Origin of the sequence: Clostridium sp. CS001, assembly GCF_020443565.1 — a bacterium.
GTDB lineage: Bacteria > Bacillota > Clostridia > Clostridiales > Clostridiaceae > Clostridium_AD.
Map to the genome: position 1 here is coordinate 1 of NZ_JAIZZN010000022.1, position 17,383 is coordinate 17,383.

The window sequence follows — 17,383 nt, forward strand, 5'->3', positions numbered from 1 at the left end:
TGGGATAAAATGGGATTAGGGTTGGAATGGGTGGGAGAGGTTGTGGGGAAAGGGATGAGGGGGTGTTGGAGGGGTGTTGGAGTTGGGACAGACTCTAATGTTTGTGTACAAAGTAGGAATTATAAGTCTTACGATCTATAATTAAAGTGTTACTTAGTTATACTTTAACTTAAATTTACAAATGTTAAAGGAAATAATAATCTTGTGTTGAATTTACACAGTAGATAGCAAATAATTATTAGAGCAAAAAAAAGAGGGGATAAAAATGATAAGCTTTATTTATGATGAACAATATACCACTTCTAATTTTAATGCGGATAAGAGAAAGGCAGAGGGAATAATTAAAAAATACTTTTTGGAAAACTTTGGGAATTACGCTGAACTTAATCTTAAATTAATATTTCTACCTAATAGTGAATTTGAAGTTCTTAGGTGTGTTGCTTCAGCTAATCCCTTTGAAATGAGTATTAAATTTAATTTTGATACATTTTGTATATATTTATTGAATTTGAAACCCCGACAGGGCAAGTTAATTATGGCTGACATAAAGAAAAAAAAGGATTTCCAATATTATATGTTTAATTGCTTACATCATGAAATGCAACATATCATAAATAATATAGAATACCATGAGGCGTTTGCTTATATTAATAGTATAGATAGTTGCGATTATGTAAAACTTGGTATATCGAATCTTCTTGATGAATACAAGGCATCATATTCTGCTCAAAAAAAGTTCTTTAATAAATCTGGGTATGCGGATGGTGGTTTAGAATGGTTATGTGGAAAAAACAATATGATAATTACAGCAAGTAGTGAAGCAGAAAAAATTACCTTGTACAATAATATTCGTGATGGGCTTTCTTATGCTATAGCTGAATGCAAGGTTCTAAGTGAAACAAAAGGTATAAATGATAAATTTGATAATATATTAGGAAATGAGAATGTTGCTGATTTTAAAGATATATTTGCAAATATAAGATTATTACTTGAAAATTTTAGTGCTAATAAATACAAAGAATATACGGTAGCTTGTGAAGATGAAATAAAGAAGTTTATAACAGTGTTACATATTGATATTGAGTCATTAAAAAAAATTCATAGTTAAACAAATAATAATTAAATACAAATATTATTTACTATGCCAAATCTCAATAATTTATTATACAATAGGCGTTAGTATATATGAATAGCATCCTTAACACTATCCATTCCCATCTTATAATAAAGTTCCCCAAACTCATAATAAAGTTCGGGAAAAATAGATGATGGACAGCCCTGTATTTAGCTTTTATCGGCTAAATGCAGGGCTTTTATTTTTGCCTATAATCTAACATCAGACCATCCCGAAAGCCCTCCATTATCCATTTCAAAGCATGAATAAAGCTCCTGATTTATACCCTACATCCTTTCATGTTTTTACCCCATAAATCGTAGATTAAAGGATAGAGCTTTTGCTTGAATAGTGATAAAAGTATAGAAGGGAGAAAGTGAGCCGAAGAGTTGGAAATGATAGGATTATGGGTGATATGGTGATTGATTTAAATGCGTGAAAAGGATTGAAAAAGAGAGAGAAAAAAAGAGGTGGAAGAGAGATGAAAGTGTGATAAAAGTGTGAAGGAGAGGGAGGATAAATGCGTGAAATTGGATAGATTAATTTATAGAAAATGAGAGATGAATTACGGAGAAAAAAGGTGAGAAAAGAGGTGAAAAAAGTGAGTGAGATTTAGTGCATATTTTTGGGGAACTTTATTATGATTTCTGGCTTTTATCTTGTTTCTAATCTGTGGATAAGTAGGGAAAAAGGGGTGATTTTTTGCGGGGGACTTTATTATGATACAGAAAAAGGAAAGAGGGTGTGAGGGGAGATGGGAGATGGGAGATGGGATTAGGGGTGGTCGTGGTGGTGGGGATCTTTTTTATGAGGGATCATAGATAGGGAAAATTCTAATGGATTTTCAAAGGTTAAGGTAAAAGTTAAAAAAGCAGTCATGTAAAATAATAAATTGAATTTCTTATTCTAAACTTATATAAGTATAAATAGTAAATTAAAAGTTGTATAATATTGTATATAATAAAGTATTATTGAGCTTGATGTAGAAAACTGGTAGATGATGTTTTTTAAATTTATATGTTGGCAAATAAGTCATTCACAAGTAAAGAAGGGATGTGATTATAATGAGGAACTTGAATGAATTGAATAAAACAAGATTAGATTTAACTGATATAGAAAAATTCTATAACATAAGCGAATATAGAGAATTAGTTCCACTAATAAATGAACTAATAGAAAAAGGTGTTATTATTCCAACAAAAAAGAGTAAAACAAATGGCAAAGACCCCTGGCTATTTACACGATATACTTTAGTTAAGGTTGAGGAGAATAACACAGACCATATAAATGAAATAAAAAACGAACTTTTTATAGGTTTAAATACATCATACTACCTATCCCATATTGATTTGTATAAGGCTGATAGAGAGTATGTAATAGAGTTAAGCAATTATCTAAGGAACAATAGACAAAGCCTCAGTGTGCCTGTTTCTATAAATGAGAGGTCTTTTGAAATTTGGGGAAAGGAAAAGTTTTTAAAAGATAGTAGAGGACAAACAATCATTAAGAATGTTGGTTTAAATATTGAAGATTTTAACTTTTATTATACACCAGAACCTTTTGTCTTTTTTTCTTTTACTAAATGTGAAAATCAAAGAGTTCTTATTATAGAGAATAAAGACACTTGGTATTCTATCCGAAAGCTAATGCTTGAAGGCGATAATAATATTTTAGGAACATACATTGATACTATTATATATGCGTCTGGTAAAGGCAGGTTCAAAGGGTTGTTAGAATACGACCTCATGGTAGAAAAGTATCTTAGAAACCCTAAAGAAGTTCTGTATTGGGGTGATATTGATTATGAAGGTATTGTTATATATGAAGGATTAAAGACTAAGTTTAAAGATATGTTTAATCTTCACATATTTAATGGAGCTTATAAAAAAATGATATTTAAATCGTTAGATAAAAAGCTACCCTCATTTAGTGAAGGACAAAATAAAAACATCACTGATTTATTCCTAAGCGAGTTAGATATGGAGGATAAAAACGAGGTCATTAAAATATTTGCAAATGGATTATATATACCACAAGAAATAATAACTTATAAAGATTTGAAGTACAGGGGGGATTGAATTGCAAGATTGTTTAAAAGATTTTGAAAAAAGAATGAAAAAATTATCGTATCCATTTTTAATAGATAGCCAAGTAATAAGTAAAAGAGAATGGGAAAAGTATGGACTAAAATTACAACAGATAATTAATCTGGTGTATACGGTATTATGTTTAATTATGGAGAATTCGTTAAAAGATGAAGAATGTACATATAAAGATATAAATAAATTTTTGTTGGAGTTACTAAGCCAATATTATGAAATAAATCTAAGTGAAGAACAGATTTATGAGTTGTCTAAATACATAGTTATGAAAGTTCTTAGAAATGAAGGGGCCATGTTTATATTTGAAGCCTATGACTATGAAAATGATTCTAAAAAAATATATCAATATCATTTGGTGAAACAGGAGAATTCAAAAGTAGACGCAACAAAGAGCACCTTTAATTTAACAGATGAAGGCTATAGACTTATGCTTAATAGTTTTGAAATAGACCAAAAGCTTAAAATAGAAATAGAAAGCATAATAGCCGAAGAAAGCATAAAAAGGAAAAACTATAAAGAGGGATTGATGGCTGTAAAGAACCTTGACAATTTAATCACAGCTCAAATATATTCTATTGAAACTTTCATATTAAAGGCTAAGGAAAATGTCCTTTATATAGAAGCCGAGGAATTTAACAATTCATATACCCAAAATTTAAGCGTAATTAGAGAACAAAATAAGAAATTTCGTAGTTTAAAGCAAATGATTATCAATGAGAAAACTAAGGTTGAGAGGCTTATTGAAAACCATATGGAGAAAGAACATATGGAGGCGTTGATTAATTTAGGGAATATAGAAAAAGGGCTTCAAAGAATAATTGAAAAAGCTACCAGACTTATAACGAGACACATGGATTTTAGTGAAGAGTATGTTAATGCTCTGGATAATTTAAGCTATCTATATAGCAATGATAAACTTGATATTAAAGAGAAATTTCTAAAGCCTATTGAAGACGATATTAGTAGAATAGATAATATGCATTTCTTTTTAAATTCTTTATTTTTAAAAAAAATTTCAAAGAAAATCAACTTAGATAAAATATTTGAGGAACAAAAGGTTGATAAAAAGGAAGATGTAGGTGAGGGAGTTATTATAGATAATTTCGATTACCAGGAGGATGACGAAGAAGAAAAGGAAAATGCTTTAGTTCAAGCTAAGTATGTAAAAATAGTAAGAAGTATTTTAAAATACATAGATAATAACAGGAATACGGAACTGAAAAATCTTATCGAGGATTATGAAAAAAAATCCTATCAAGAATATATAGAATTAGTACCTTCTATAAGGCTGTTTACAGAGATAATGGTTGAGTTTATAAGGATAGGTGAAATAGACGTGAGTGTATTCTTAAAAGAATACACTCAAACCTATGCAAATGATAAAATAAAATCTTTAGATATGAGAAATGTATTGTATGAAGTTATTAATAACGATAATAGCCTAAAAAACATAGAATTCATAAGATTTATAAAGAAAAACGATGAAGAAATTGTAGAAATTAAAGAGAGATGTTCGGAAGAAATAAATAGCTTAATACAGACTATGACCGCAAAATGCAACAACTTTTTATTGCAAATAGATTAAGGGGGCTAACGATGGCATATTCATTAGATGACGTAAAAAAAGCTACAGACATATATGTGTATCTTCTTGAAAATGGGGAGCTAAAAGCAGAGCCTAATAAAGAACTCTTTGACACATATGGAGAGGTAAATGTTAAGGAAGTATTAGAAGGTATGGCAGAGCGGTCTAATATCCATATAAGAAAGATAGTAGATGCCATATACCTTATCCCTAATATAGATAATGAGTTTTTAGGATATAAAAGAAGCGAATTAAAAGTAGCTATTTTAGGAAGGCAGTCTGAGTTCAAATTAGAGGATTATTATTTATCTATATATATAATTATTTTGATATTATCAGAATTCTATGGAGGTAAGGGTGCTACTATACAGTTAAAAGATTCTATAGAACTAACCTTTATTGAGAATACTGTTAGTGAAAGATTAGAGCCTCTTACAGAGAAAGACGTAACGGAATTAGAGGGAGAAACTAAACTGGCTATATCTGTTATAGCAAATCTGTGGTTTTCATCTGGAAATGATGATGATTATGCTAAGATTAGAACAAGAAGATGGTATGTAAAGAAAGTTTGTGAGTTTTTAAAGAAAGAAGGTCTTGTTAATATCCTTGATGATATTAATGTAACTCCTACAACGAAATTAAACAGGGTTGTATTAAACCACCTTTTAAATGCAGAAAGATTATACGAAATAAACTCATTGCTAAATCTTGAAGAAGTAGAGGTGGAAAACTAATGCCTAAAATAAGTAAAACTCGAATAATTAATGTTAAATACAATGATGATAGAAGAACTATAGATAATGCGATATTTGATTTCAAGGATGGTAAACATGCACTTTTTTCCATGGATAATGGAATAGGCAAGACTGTGCTAATTCAGTTTTTACTACAACCATTTATAAAAGATGGTTCATATAGAGAAATCGGTGATAGACCTTTCCAGGATTTTTTCAATTCAAACTCACCTACCGTAGTTATGCACGAATTAAAAATGGATGAAGGCGGGGAGTATCTGCTCATTGGAGTTCTTATAAAAACAGAGAAAGATGCCGAGGGTAAGAAAAAACTTAAGTTTTTAGCTTTCACCCACAATTATTCTTACAAAAACAGCTACGACATAGGAAGTATACCATTTGTAGTAAATGAAAATGGAAGAAAGAAAATATTGTCGTTTCAAGAATCGGAAGCTATGCTTAAAAAAGCACAAAAGGATGTAAAGGAATTTAAGGTATATAACTTTACTGACAAACCTCAAAAAGAAGAATATTTTAATAAGTTAGCTGAGTACAGGATAAGTTACAGAGAATATGAAACGTTGATTAGGAAAATTAATCAAAAAGAAGCGGGTTTAATTGCTTTATATGAAGGTATTAGAACCTCAGAGGAATTAGTTAAAAAGAATATTTTGCCTATTATTGAAAAAAAGATTAATAGCGGTAAAGATATTTTAAAAGAATTAAGAGATAGTTTGAATAAGTTTATTGTAAAGTATGTTGACCAAAAACATATATTAGATAAACTACAGCTATTTGATTCCTTTATTATAGATGCTCACACACTCACCCCTGAATTTGAAAAATATAAAATAGAGCATGAGGAATTTAAAAAAACAGAAAACACACTTGCTTATCTATGTAAATATATTTCCGATAAAATTGATGAAATCCAGTCAGAACTTACTGTATATGATGATTTAGTAAGAGAAGCAAATGAAAATATTGAAACCATTCAAATAGAAGAATTATCCTTTAAAATACATGATAAATTAATTAAATTAGATGGTTTAATTGAAAAAATGGAGATTGATAAAGAACAATCAACTGATTTAGAAGCAAAAAAGCATAGTTTAAGTAAAAATATATCTATACAAAGATGTGCAGATGAATATTCTAATCTTAGAAAGAAGAGAAATGAACTTACTGAGGTTATAGAAAGAATATCTAACTTGGGAAAAGGTGACAATGTAATACAACTGAACATAAAAAATTACAGGTTTACTCTAAGAGAATTATATAGTGTGAAAATCACTAAACTTGCAGAACGTATTGAGTTTATAATCAATGAGGTTGGATTATATGAAAATAAAATAATTGAATTAGAAACATCTTTAACAGCAGTAGGTGATACTAAAGTTAATATAAAATCAGAAACCAAAAATAACAATAATATAATATTAGACAATGAAAAGGCAGAGAGTATTTTCGTGAAAACATATAATGACTTCAAACTGCAAAAGAATTTGTTTGGCACATATGATGAAAGGGAGCTAATCTCTTATGAAAATAAACTAAAAAAAGAAATTGAAGAGTTAAAAACTAAATTAATTAAAGATAAACAAAGGCTTCCAGAATTAAAAGAAGAAATCAAATTATTAGAGGTCGAAAGAGGTAAAGCTGATAGTAATGTAAATGAATTAAATAAAAGGTTAAACTTAAAAACATATGAATTACAAAATTTCAACAAAGATACTAAAGAAATTAACTTGATATTTGAAAAACATGAAATAGCTAAAGATATAGTAAAAAACAAAGAGAAGCTCTTGGATAAACTCCAAAGTGATATAGAAACATATAAAGGTGACAGAGAAAACATACAAAAAAATAAATTCTCATTGGAGACTGAACTTTTAAGATTAGAGAGTTGTTCTTTGCTCGATATTCCTAAAAATTTTAAAAAAACATTAGAGGATAATGGGATTGATATTAAACAAGGCCTTCAAAGGTTAAAAGAAAGAAAAGATAGTTTTGAAGAGAAACTTGAGTTAATCGAAAAAAATCCTTTTCTTCCATATTCGTTACTTATGAGTAAGGAAGAAATGAAGACTCTGGCTGGTTTGAAAATTAACACATCAACACCAATACCTGTAATTGATGAAAATAACTTAAATTCACCATTAAACGCTGAAGTTTTAAATAACCTATATTCTGTTGGCTCAATGAACTTTTATATTTCATTTTCAGAGTATTTGCTTGATGATAATAAACGGGATGAAAAAATCAGAGAAATTAAGATTCTGATAACTATTGCTAAAGATGAAATGAAAGATATTGATAAAACAATAATTAATTTAAATTTAGAATTATCAAAAATTAATCAGTATAAATACAGAGGAAATGAAGATATTGTTCTTAATAGTGAAATAGAAACGACCAATATAGCAATTAATTTAGGAAAGTACAAATCATCTGCCATAAATGATTCAATGAAAAATAAAGGAACAGAAGTAGATTCATTAACGGAAGGAATATTAACAGATACAGGTAAAATGTCATCATTAGAGCAAAAGAATGATAAATTTTATGAATTAAAAGAAAAATATGAAAAACATTTGAAATCTAAAAGTGAAAATATAGTTCTTGGCAATAAACTTAAACTGCTTTTATCAGATGAAAAAAAGTTATTAGAGGAGTTGACTAATTTAAGAAATAAGAAGGAGTCCAGTAAAGTTAAGTTAAGCGAAGTTAAGACAAACAAGGGTTTTGCTGAAGATGAATCTTTAAAATATACAGATGCTATTGAAGGTATTATTGTAGATGGTGATATTGGTCAAATAGAGGGGTCTTTGAAAGCTTGCGAAGATAGTTATAACTCCGATTTAAAAAGAGATACAGGAATCCAGGAGGGACTCGAAGCGGATGTAAAAAAATCGAAGAAATTAATAGATAGAGAATCGGAAAACAAAGGTATTGTTTTAGAAGACTATTCTGATTTAAAATACGATGAAGAAACTTACAATCTTCTTAGGGAGGAATACTCCAAAGTTAAAACTCAAATTACAGAATTACAAGAATTATTTGTTAAAAACAAAATTGCTAAGGGCGGTCTTGAAAATAACTTAATTGAACTACGCAAAATATTGAGCGAGCATGGAGTAGAGTGCGAAATCCCGTTAGAAAAAATAAGAAATATGGATTTTCAAAAGAGTATTTGTGCAGAGAAAAAAAGAATAGAAGATTGTAGTGAGGAAACCAAGGACCTTAACAACCAAATTGTTTTATTTAAAATAGAAGCGGGTAAATTACAAAAATATGAAGATGTATCCTTTAGTGAAATAGAAATAGGAAAGTTAAATATCGTTGAAGTTGAAAAACTAATAAAGGAGACTTTATCCAAAGAAGATAAACAGACTTCCTCATTAGTAGTGCTTAGAAAAAATATTAAAACAAAATTAGAAATAATTAATAGGAATTATAGGGATAAACATGAAGTATTTAAACAGCATCTTAGTCATTTAATAATAGAGGATAATACTAATGTAATAGAGAAGGGAACTAATCTTCTAATTTGTATATTAGAAAGACAGATAAATGCTGAAAATATGATAAGACAAAATTTAAATGAATTAAGAAATAGTATTGTAGATGAAATAGAAACCTATGGATATGCAATATATGATGAACTCAATAGCATTGACAACAATTCAATTATAACTGTTAACAATGTTAAAAGAAAAATGCTTCAAATAAGTATGCCAACAAAAGAAAATCTAAACAAAGATGGAATAAGTGCTTATGTTAAAAGCGTTATAGAGCTGATAAGTTCAGATGTAACTCTAAAAAACATAGATGCAGAACTTGAATCACAGATAAATTCCGAACAGCTATTGTCTCAGCTTGTAGGTGGACTAAAGAGAATATCAGTTCAAATATACAAGGTGGAGAAGTATAATATAAAGTTAAAATACTGGGAAGAGTTAAATCACGAGAATTCTGGAGCAGAAAGGTTTGTATCTGTATTTGTTATATTTACTGCACTACTGTCATATGTTAGAAAGAGACCAGGGGATTACCAGAACTTTAAAGAAGGTATGATAATGATAATGGATAACCCTTTTGCAAATACTCAAGCTGAATACTTACTTGTGCCTATGTTTGATATAGCAGAAAAATACAACGTTCAACTAATCTGTTTCTCTGGAATCACTGGTAGCTCTATATTAAATAGATTTGATGTTATATATATGGCAAAAGTAATGAGGGATAAATACAGTCACAATGAAAAAGTGGATTTTTCAAATCTGCATGGCGATAATGGAATTAATGAAACACTTGAAATATCTTCAATAGCCATAGAACAAACAATGATATTCTAAGTCAAGAATATGGTTGAGCTAAGATAACTTTCACTTATTTCTAACTATGTAGAGAACAATTAATGATTTGAAAAATAAATAAAGTCTTGAAAATACAAATAAAGTTATGAACAGTATTGTCCACATTAGACCCTATAAACTGGGTTTTGATGTGGACAATTTTTCTTTCCTTCCATCCCTATCCAAATCCCACACCACCCCCACATAACATCAGTCATTGGAACGGTTTACCGTTCCTTTTCTTTTTTCTTCCCACGCACCAAGAGCCAGATAAAAAGATGGATTAAAGGATTGAAGTATTGATTGAAAAGATCGAATGGATGATAGATTAATTGATTGTGAACAGCCACAAAACTGATGAATGCTTTGATATGAGAGGGTTTAATGGGATAGGATAAGGGGACACGAGAGAATGATTGATAAGATACGGGAGAAAAAATGCCAGAGAATACTTGTGTAAAAGGAGCGAATGATTGATTTTTGAATTGATGGGATGGTCGGCAGACCTTTTGGGGAAAAAGGAGGAAAATAGGAGGAGTTTTTCAAGAGTTTATTAGTATTTTTTGAGGGTAAAAGAGAGGGGTGAGGGTGGAGGTTGGGTGAAATCGTTCAAGACTTTATTTGTATTGGGAGAAATCAGGGGACGTAGGAATGCGGGTTTGAGTGGTGTGTGATGAGTTGGGTTTTCAAATTTTTAATAATAGTCTACATAGTTAGAACGAAATTCTTAAAGAGAGTAGATCTAAGAATAGGAATGGGACAAAAAAAGAGCAATAAAGATGGCAATCCATTGATTGAATAAGATGGATTGGATTAAATATTTATAAGGTTTCTCAGTATGTAAGAGTTGGTCAGGATATGGATTGAAATATTTGAGTTAACAACAAAATGTCCTAAAAGCCACGATAATTAGTAGTTAACTATTGTATATGATGGTATAATTTATTTATTAAGTTATTTATTTATAATTGATAAGTATGAAGTAACTCTATACTATTGGTAAAGTGTCAATTTGGTCAAACACGAGTTTGGAATCATTGATTATCGTGTTTATATTTAGGTGATAACATCGATTTTTAAAAATGAGAAAAACCAGGTAAACCCAAATATTTTTTCAATGTTATTTAATTAGAAAAAAGATTATTCAGTATGCTTCCTTCTTAAAATGTGAATTAAGAAGAGTAATTTTGTACTTACCTAAAAATTTTAATATTACCAATGTTATCTTAAAACATTACATAAGGTAAACATAAACATAAAGTTAAAGAAGCTATTTATGGAGGGATGATATGGGATTATCAGATTTTTTACAACAGGTTAATGATGAAGTGAAAATCATCAATTCAAGTGACTTCAATATTGAAGTAATAGAAACTAAAACAGTTCCCACAAGAGAGGATAAAGAAATAACATACGAGAACATTGACACAAAAACAAAAAAATGTAAGTCTATTGAAACTTGTGTTCTTTATATAGATATTAGAAAATCAACAGAATTGAGTTTAACACACTATCCTAAGACTCTAAGCAAACTATATTCATCTTTTGTTAAAAGTATGTTAAGGGCTTCACGATATCATGGTGGACATGTTAGAAATATTATTGGGGATAGAGTTATGGTTGTATTCGACTCGGAAAATTGTATGACTAATGCTGTAAATACTGCCATTCTACTTAATACAGTTTCTTCAGGTATTATGAATAAGCATTTTAAGAATAATGAAGTGAAATGTGGAATAGGCATAGATTATGGCAAAATGCTTGTAACAAAAGTAGGCACAGTAAATCATGGAATTGAAAACATAGAGTATAAGTCATTAGTTTGGTTAGGTAAGCCCGCAAATATTGCATCTAAGCTAACTGATATTGCAAACAAGACACACAAAGGTAGAAACGAATTTATTAATGAAGGGCTCCACTACCCATTGACAGATGCTTGGTCATGGAGTAAATTATCTTATGGCGAATTTATAGATAATCTTGAGGCAAATTTCACAGTAAATTTAAAGTACAAAAACCCATATTTTAATGCCTTTATTAAGCATTCAGATGATATAACTACTAATGCTATTTTAATTACGGAAGTTGTTTATAATGAATTTAAGAAGAAAAATCCAAATGATGCTACGATAAAAAATAATTGGTGGATTAAGGAAGATATAAAAATACCTGAGTATGATGGGGTCATTTATGGTGGTAGTATCATATATAAAAATGCACTGGATAAAGTGAGGTAAAAATATGAAAGAAGATTTAAAAGCAACGTTGGCGAATATTAATGATTGGCTAAAATTTGCAGAGGCTAAAAATGCAATACTAATTACTTTAAATGGAGGAATGATTTTTGCATTTTTATCCTCTTTTAATGATAAAATGTCGTTTGCAAGTCACAATGTATTTTCATATAATTTTTTTCTAAGAATATATTATTGGGAATTTGTTATATTTGCCATATTAGGTTTAGTTATAGCATTAATTTCCTTTTATCCACAAATAAAAAGAGATATTTTTTGGTTTACTGTTAGAGCTAAGACTACAACGGATAATCTACAATTCTTCGGAGATATTGAAAAGTATACTGCTAATGAGTATTTAGAGTTAATTAAGTCAGATAGCAATTACTCATTTGAAAAACTTGAAAAAGATTACGCAAATCAGATTGTCATAAATTCCAGAATAACCTATCGTAAAAATAAATATGCTCAAGTAGCTGTATTCCTTACCTTGTCTGCAATTGGAACAATCTTTATGGGAATTATATTTAGTCTTATTCTAAATCCAAATGAATAATTATTTTTATTTTCAAAATCATAGGTAAATAAAAAAGAATATGAGAAAACCCCAAAAAGTGAATAGTAATAATAGTTAATTAACTATACATTACATTATGAAACGAAAAAAACATAAAATTTTTTTGTCTCAATTCAGCTATTACACCGTGTAATAAAAAGCTTATAGACTCAGCAGTAATATAGTTTTATGTAATAATCAAGAATTAAGAGGTATGAAAAATGAATAATGTATATCTAAATGTACTATATAATTCATTATAGATCTGCTTAATGTCTATCTAAAGTGTATTAAATATAGTATAAATAGTATTGGAAATGCACTTGTACAAGAACTAAAGTTCGCATATAATATTAAGTGAAGGAAAGTATTGGGAGGTGTAATTTGAAAGTTGTTGCAAAACAGATAGAGATGGTGGCATGGTTTAATATAAAGTTTTAAGTGCCAAAGTCTGATAGATGATGTACTTACGATGTTTGAAATTAAATATGAACTTAGTACTTGCAAGTGGATATTATTCAAGATATAGATATGTGATTATGGAATTCTGAAGATATATGTAAGTTAGTATTAATCCAAAGATTAATAATGGTAGAATTGAAATATACATATACATATACATATACATATATATGTACTTATACTATGCATAGCTTACTATCAAAAAAGATGGAGAGATAAAAATGAATGAAAATAAGTTAGAGAAATTGCGAGAAGAACTTCATAAATTAATTGAGCAGAATACATGTTTATATAATGATAATGTCGTTGAAGTTAGTGAAGAGTTAGACAAGTTAATAATAGAAGAGTATGCAAAGTGATTAATTGAAATATTGCTTAGTGAGATTGCTGTTAAGCATTAAAGTAAGTTTGTTGGTATAGGTGTGGAAAACAATAAAGGATATACAGAGTAAATGAAGGAGATGGAGGGGTAATCCCAGAACTTCTTCATTTTTTATTGAGTCTCACCTAAACCATATATTTATCATATACTCAGGAGCAAAGAGCATCAATAATTTCAGAAGTTATGTTTGATTTTATTGGAAAATTATAAAAATATTGAATATTACTATCTTTAATTTATGTCAGTTTAATGAGATAATTGTTGTATACAGGTTAAATGGGGGGGAGTATATATGCAAAAATGTAGATTGAATGGTGATGCTGTGTATGCTTTTAATGTTGTAGATTCTAATTACATAGTAAACCATGAATATGAGAAAAGCCTAAGACGGGCAAGTGAACGTGGAAATTTGAAATGTGAAGATTGTGGAGCAGATATAATATTTAAATATGGAAAGATAAAGATAGCTCACTTTGCACATAAGTTCGATATTTTAGGTGGTGGGTGTACATATTCAGCGGAATCAGAAGAACATATTGAGGGCAAAAAGTTAATCTTTGAATTAATGGTAAAACATTATTCAAATATAGAAGCTGAAATAAGACATAGATTTAATAATGGAAGATGGGCAGATTTATATTTTAAATTTGAAACTGGAGAAGAACTTGTAATTGAGTTTCAAAGAAATTTAAATAGTTTGTTAAAATTTGAGGATAAAAAGGAGTTTTATCAAAGCATTAATTTAAATAATGTATGGTTAGTAAGTGGCAGTGTAGATGAATTTCAAAGCATAGTTAGAGAATATGATTTTATTTTTTACCATAGGTTTATATTAAATGATAACAATAATAAGTTGTTAGTTTTAGATGTAGATAGGCAAAAGTTATTAATATCGTCTAAGGCAGTAGTCAAAGATAGTGTAAGTGATGAAATAATATTAGATAAGATAATTAGTAGGAGCTATAGTTTAAATGAAATTAAAATATTACCTAACGGGACTATAGAATGTAATTTTGATAGAGAATTTGAAAATGAAAAGAATGGATTTGTACAAGCATATTTAAAAGAAAAACAGTTGGAAAAAGATGAGCAGGAACGTACGGAAAAAGAAGCAAAGAATCGTAAGGAGAAATCAGAGGCACAGGAAAATATATTGAGAGAAAAAATTAAAAGTGAATATAAAGAAAATACTAATAGAACTTATGCATCAATCCCCAAAAAGGATTATCAAAGTTATGATAAAGATAATGAATATTACAAGGATAAAGTAAAAAAGGCAGTTTTGGGATATAGGTACGGGCAAGAAAATTTAATTAGAATATTAAAAAATTGTGGGTCAACTGAGTACAATTTAATAAGGAATCTATTTGAAGAAGAAATAAATAGTGGCAATGATAGAGCAAAAAGAATATATGATGAAATTATAAAATTAGCAGGCTTTAATTAACAAAACAGTTATTGAAGAATATTTAAGATATAATTCATTAGAGAATACAGTTACCTTTTGTAAGAAGTGTGTCTTTCTTTGGGATAAAAAAGGTATGAATTTATGTCCTATATGCAAAACCAGATATAAAAAGATAGACAATAGAACCTGTTATGAGTGTAAAGGATTGTAATATTACTAAATATTTGATTTAAATAATAAATGAGGGGGATTTATATGGATTCAATGTTATCTTTAGCTTATTCAATGTATTCAAATAAAGGTGTGTATGCACTATTACTTGGCTCAGGTATATCACGTTCAGCGGGGATACCTACTGGATGGGAAGTGGTTTTAGATTTAATAGAGGGCATTGCCAAAATAAAGGGTGAGGATATTGGTACTTCAGCAGAAGAATGGTATATAGAAACTTTTAGTAAAGAACCCGACTATAGTGAAATATTAAATGATATAGCTAAGACTGGAACAGAAAGAAGTCAAATTCTAAAGGGATATTTCGATCCAAATGACGAAGAATTTGAACAAGGCATAAAAGTACCGACCCAAGCACATAAAGCAATTGCCAGTTTAGTTAAGCATGGATTTTTAAAAGTCATAGTAACTACAAATTTTGATAGGCTTTTAGAAAGGGCTTTGGAGGAAATAGGAATTACCCCTACGGTTATAAGTAATGATGATAATATTGATGGAGCAATGCCTATTATACATTCCCAATGTACTGTAATAAAGGTGCATGGGGATTACTTAGATACCAGAATAATGAATACTAAATCTGAATTAGAGAGTTACTCAGAAAAAATGAATTCACTATTGGATAGAGTTTTTGATGACTTTGGGTTAATAACTTGTGGGTGGTCTGGTGACTGGGACTTAGCTTTACGTTCTTGTATTGAAAGATGTAAAAGTCATAGATTTACTACATACTGGACAAGTATCACTGAGCCAAGTCAAAAGGCCAAAGATTTAATTGATCTTAGAAGAGGTGAAAAAACCTTTATAAAGGACGCAGACAGCTTTTTTAAAGATTTAGAACAAAAGGTTTTAGCTTTAGATGATATTTACAAACCACATCCGTTGTCATCAAAGGTAGCAGTTTCAATACTAAAACGAAATATAGCTCTACATACTAATAAAATAATTGTGCATGATTTAGTTATGGAAGAAACTGATAGAGTTTGTAATGAAAACATTAAATTTATAATGAATGACACTATAAATGAGAAACTAATGTTAGATAGAATTAAGATATATGAGGCTAATATTGAAATACTATTAAATTTGTTTATAAGTGGCTGTTACTTTGGTGGAAAAGAATTTTCAGATATATGGATAAAGAGCATAGAGCAGGTTGCCAATACTGATAGTAGAAGAAGTGGAAACAGTGCTTTGCTTAATTTAAAGAACTATCCAACACTCTTATTACTATATGCAGGAGGTATAGCAAGTATTGCATCAAAGAACTATTATAATTTATATTCTATTGCTATTGAAGCAAAATGTGGAGATAATGCTCAATATAATAGACAGACTTCAATAGGAAAGAATATTTACAATTACTCTATTTTCGAGACAAAATCAATTGCAGGAAAAGTGCTTAATATGGATAACAATTATACTCCTATAAGTGATTATATACACGATTATTTAAGAGTATTTATGAAAGAAATAATTCCATTAGACTTAAATTACGATAGAGCATTTGATTACTTTGAGTATATGATAGGGCTTATTTATATAGATAGAAAGCATGATACTTTCAAAGAGGGCGAAGAAAGTATTTGGGGTCCTATTGGAAGGTTTCCTTGGAAATATATACATAACACAACAGAGTCGCCAGTAAAACTTGTTAGTTTAGAGCTTGATAAGCTTGGAGATGAATGGTTGCCTTTAAAACATGGATTATTTGATGGAAAAAAGGAAAGAGTAATTGAGATAAAAAAAAGGTATGATGAATATTTTAAAAAATTAGATTGGTATTAGATATGATACTATGGTAATGGAAGAAGGCGTAAGTGTACATCAACAATAAGCATTATATTCATATAATAAAGTCCATCACATTAAAAGAGTTCTTCTTCAAATAAACGCATGATTAAATTAAGATAAAATTCTGCTCCACAGGCGATTAGCTTTTTCCAGGGTATTCCCTAAAAATAAATCAAACCAAATGGTTCCTATTGGAAACTTAGATACTACGTTTTAACTACTTTTAAAGTTTTCTGACAAGATAATTGTTATATCAGATACCATTTGAGGGCTAATGATTAATGATTAATTCTATGAATAACTGAAAAAAAATAGTGAATAATGAGTTGAAGTCTTGATGTCGAAAGGGTTACTGGTGGATAAGACTAAGGCATAAAGTGGAGGTAAATACGGTTGTTGGGATTGAAGTGGAATTGATGATAG

General features: G+C 29.2%; 10 protein-coding genes. All 10 read left to right on the forward strand.

The window, feature by feature from the left end; translation table 11 throughout:
* Window positions 1-265 precede the first annotated feature (265 nt).
* The 10 genes from LGK97_RS13805 to LGK97_RS13850 all read left to right on the forward strand — a co-directional run bounded on the left by LGK97_RS13805 (window position 266) and on the right by LGK97_RS13850 (window position 16,954).
* The gene (locus LGK97_RS13805; protein ID WP_226260337.1) at window positions 266-1,108 is read left to right on the forward strand and encodes a hypothetical protein; all 843 of its coding nucleotides are present in this window, start codon (window positions 266-268) and stop codon (window positions 1,106-1,108) included.
* Window positions 1,109-2,178: 1,070 nt separating this feature from the next.
* Entirely contained in the window at window positions 2,179-3,192 is a 1,014-nt protein-coding gene (locus tag LGK97_RS13810; RefSeq protein ID WP_226260338.1) for a Wadjet anti-phage system protein JetD domain-containing protein, read from the forward strand.
* Between the two features lies 1 nt (window position 3,193).
* The gene (locus LGK97_RS13815) at window positions 3,194-4,801 is read left to right on the forward strand and encodes a hypothetical protein (RefSeq protein WP_226260339.1); all 1,608 of its coding nucleotides are present in this window, start codon (window positions 3,194-3,196) and stop codon (window positions 4,799-4,801) included.
* Window positions 4,802-4,812: 11 nt separating this feature from the next.
* On the forward strand, window positions 4,813-5,535 hold the full coding sequence (locus tag LGK97_RS13820; protein ID WP_226260340.1) for a DUF6063 family protein: 723 nt from the start codon (window positions 4,813-4,815) through the stop codon (window positions 5,533-5,535).
* Window positions 5,535-9,893 (forward strand): hypothetical protein, encoded by a 4,359-nt coding sequence (locus LGK97_RS13825; protein WP_226260341.1) that lies wholly within the window; start codon window positions 5,535-5,537, stop codon window positions 9,891-9,893. The genes LGK97_RS13820 and LGK97_RS13825 overlap by 1 nt, the downstream gene beginning before the upstream one ends.
* Before the next feature lie 1,289 nt (window positions 9,894-11,182).
* Window positions 11,183-12,130 (forward strand): adenylate/guanylate cyclase domain-containing protein, encoded by a 948-nt coding sequence (locus LGK97_RS13830; RefSeq protein ID WP_226260342.1) that lies wholly within the window; start codon window positions 11,183-11,185, stop codon window positions 12,128-12,130.
* Window positions 12,131-12,134: 4 nt separating this feature from the next.
* Window positions 12,135-12,683 carry a Pycsar system effector family protein gene (locus LGK97_RS13835; RefSeq protein ID WP_226260343.1) on the forward strand — a complete coding sequence of 183 codons (549 nt, stop codon included), beginning with the start codon at window positions 12,135-12,137 and terminating at the stop codon, window positions 12,681-12,683.
* A gap of 683 nt (window positions 12,684-13,366) precedes the next feature.
* Complete coding sequence (locus LGK97_RS13840) at window positions 13,367-13,504, forward strand: Spo0E family sporulation regulatory protein-aspartic acid phosphatase (protein WP_226260344.1); 138 nt, start codon at window positions 13,367-13,369, stop codon at window positions 13,502-13,504.
* 315 nt (window positions 13,505-13,819) lie between these two features.
* Entirely contained in the window at window positions 13,820-14,974 is a 1,155-nt protein-coding gene (locus LGK97_RS13845; RefSeq protein ID WP_226260345.1) for a competence protein CoiA family protein, read from the forward strand.
* A 216-nt stretch (window positions 14,975-15,190) separates the two neighbouring features.
* A complete protein-coding gene (locus tag LGK97_RS13850) occupies window positions 15,191-16,954 on the forward strand; it encodes an SIR2 family protein (RefSeq protein ID WP_226260346.1) in 1,764 nt (587 codons plus the stop codon).
* Window positions 16,955-17,383 lie beyond the last annotated feature (429 nt).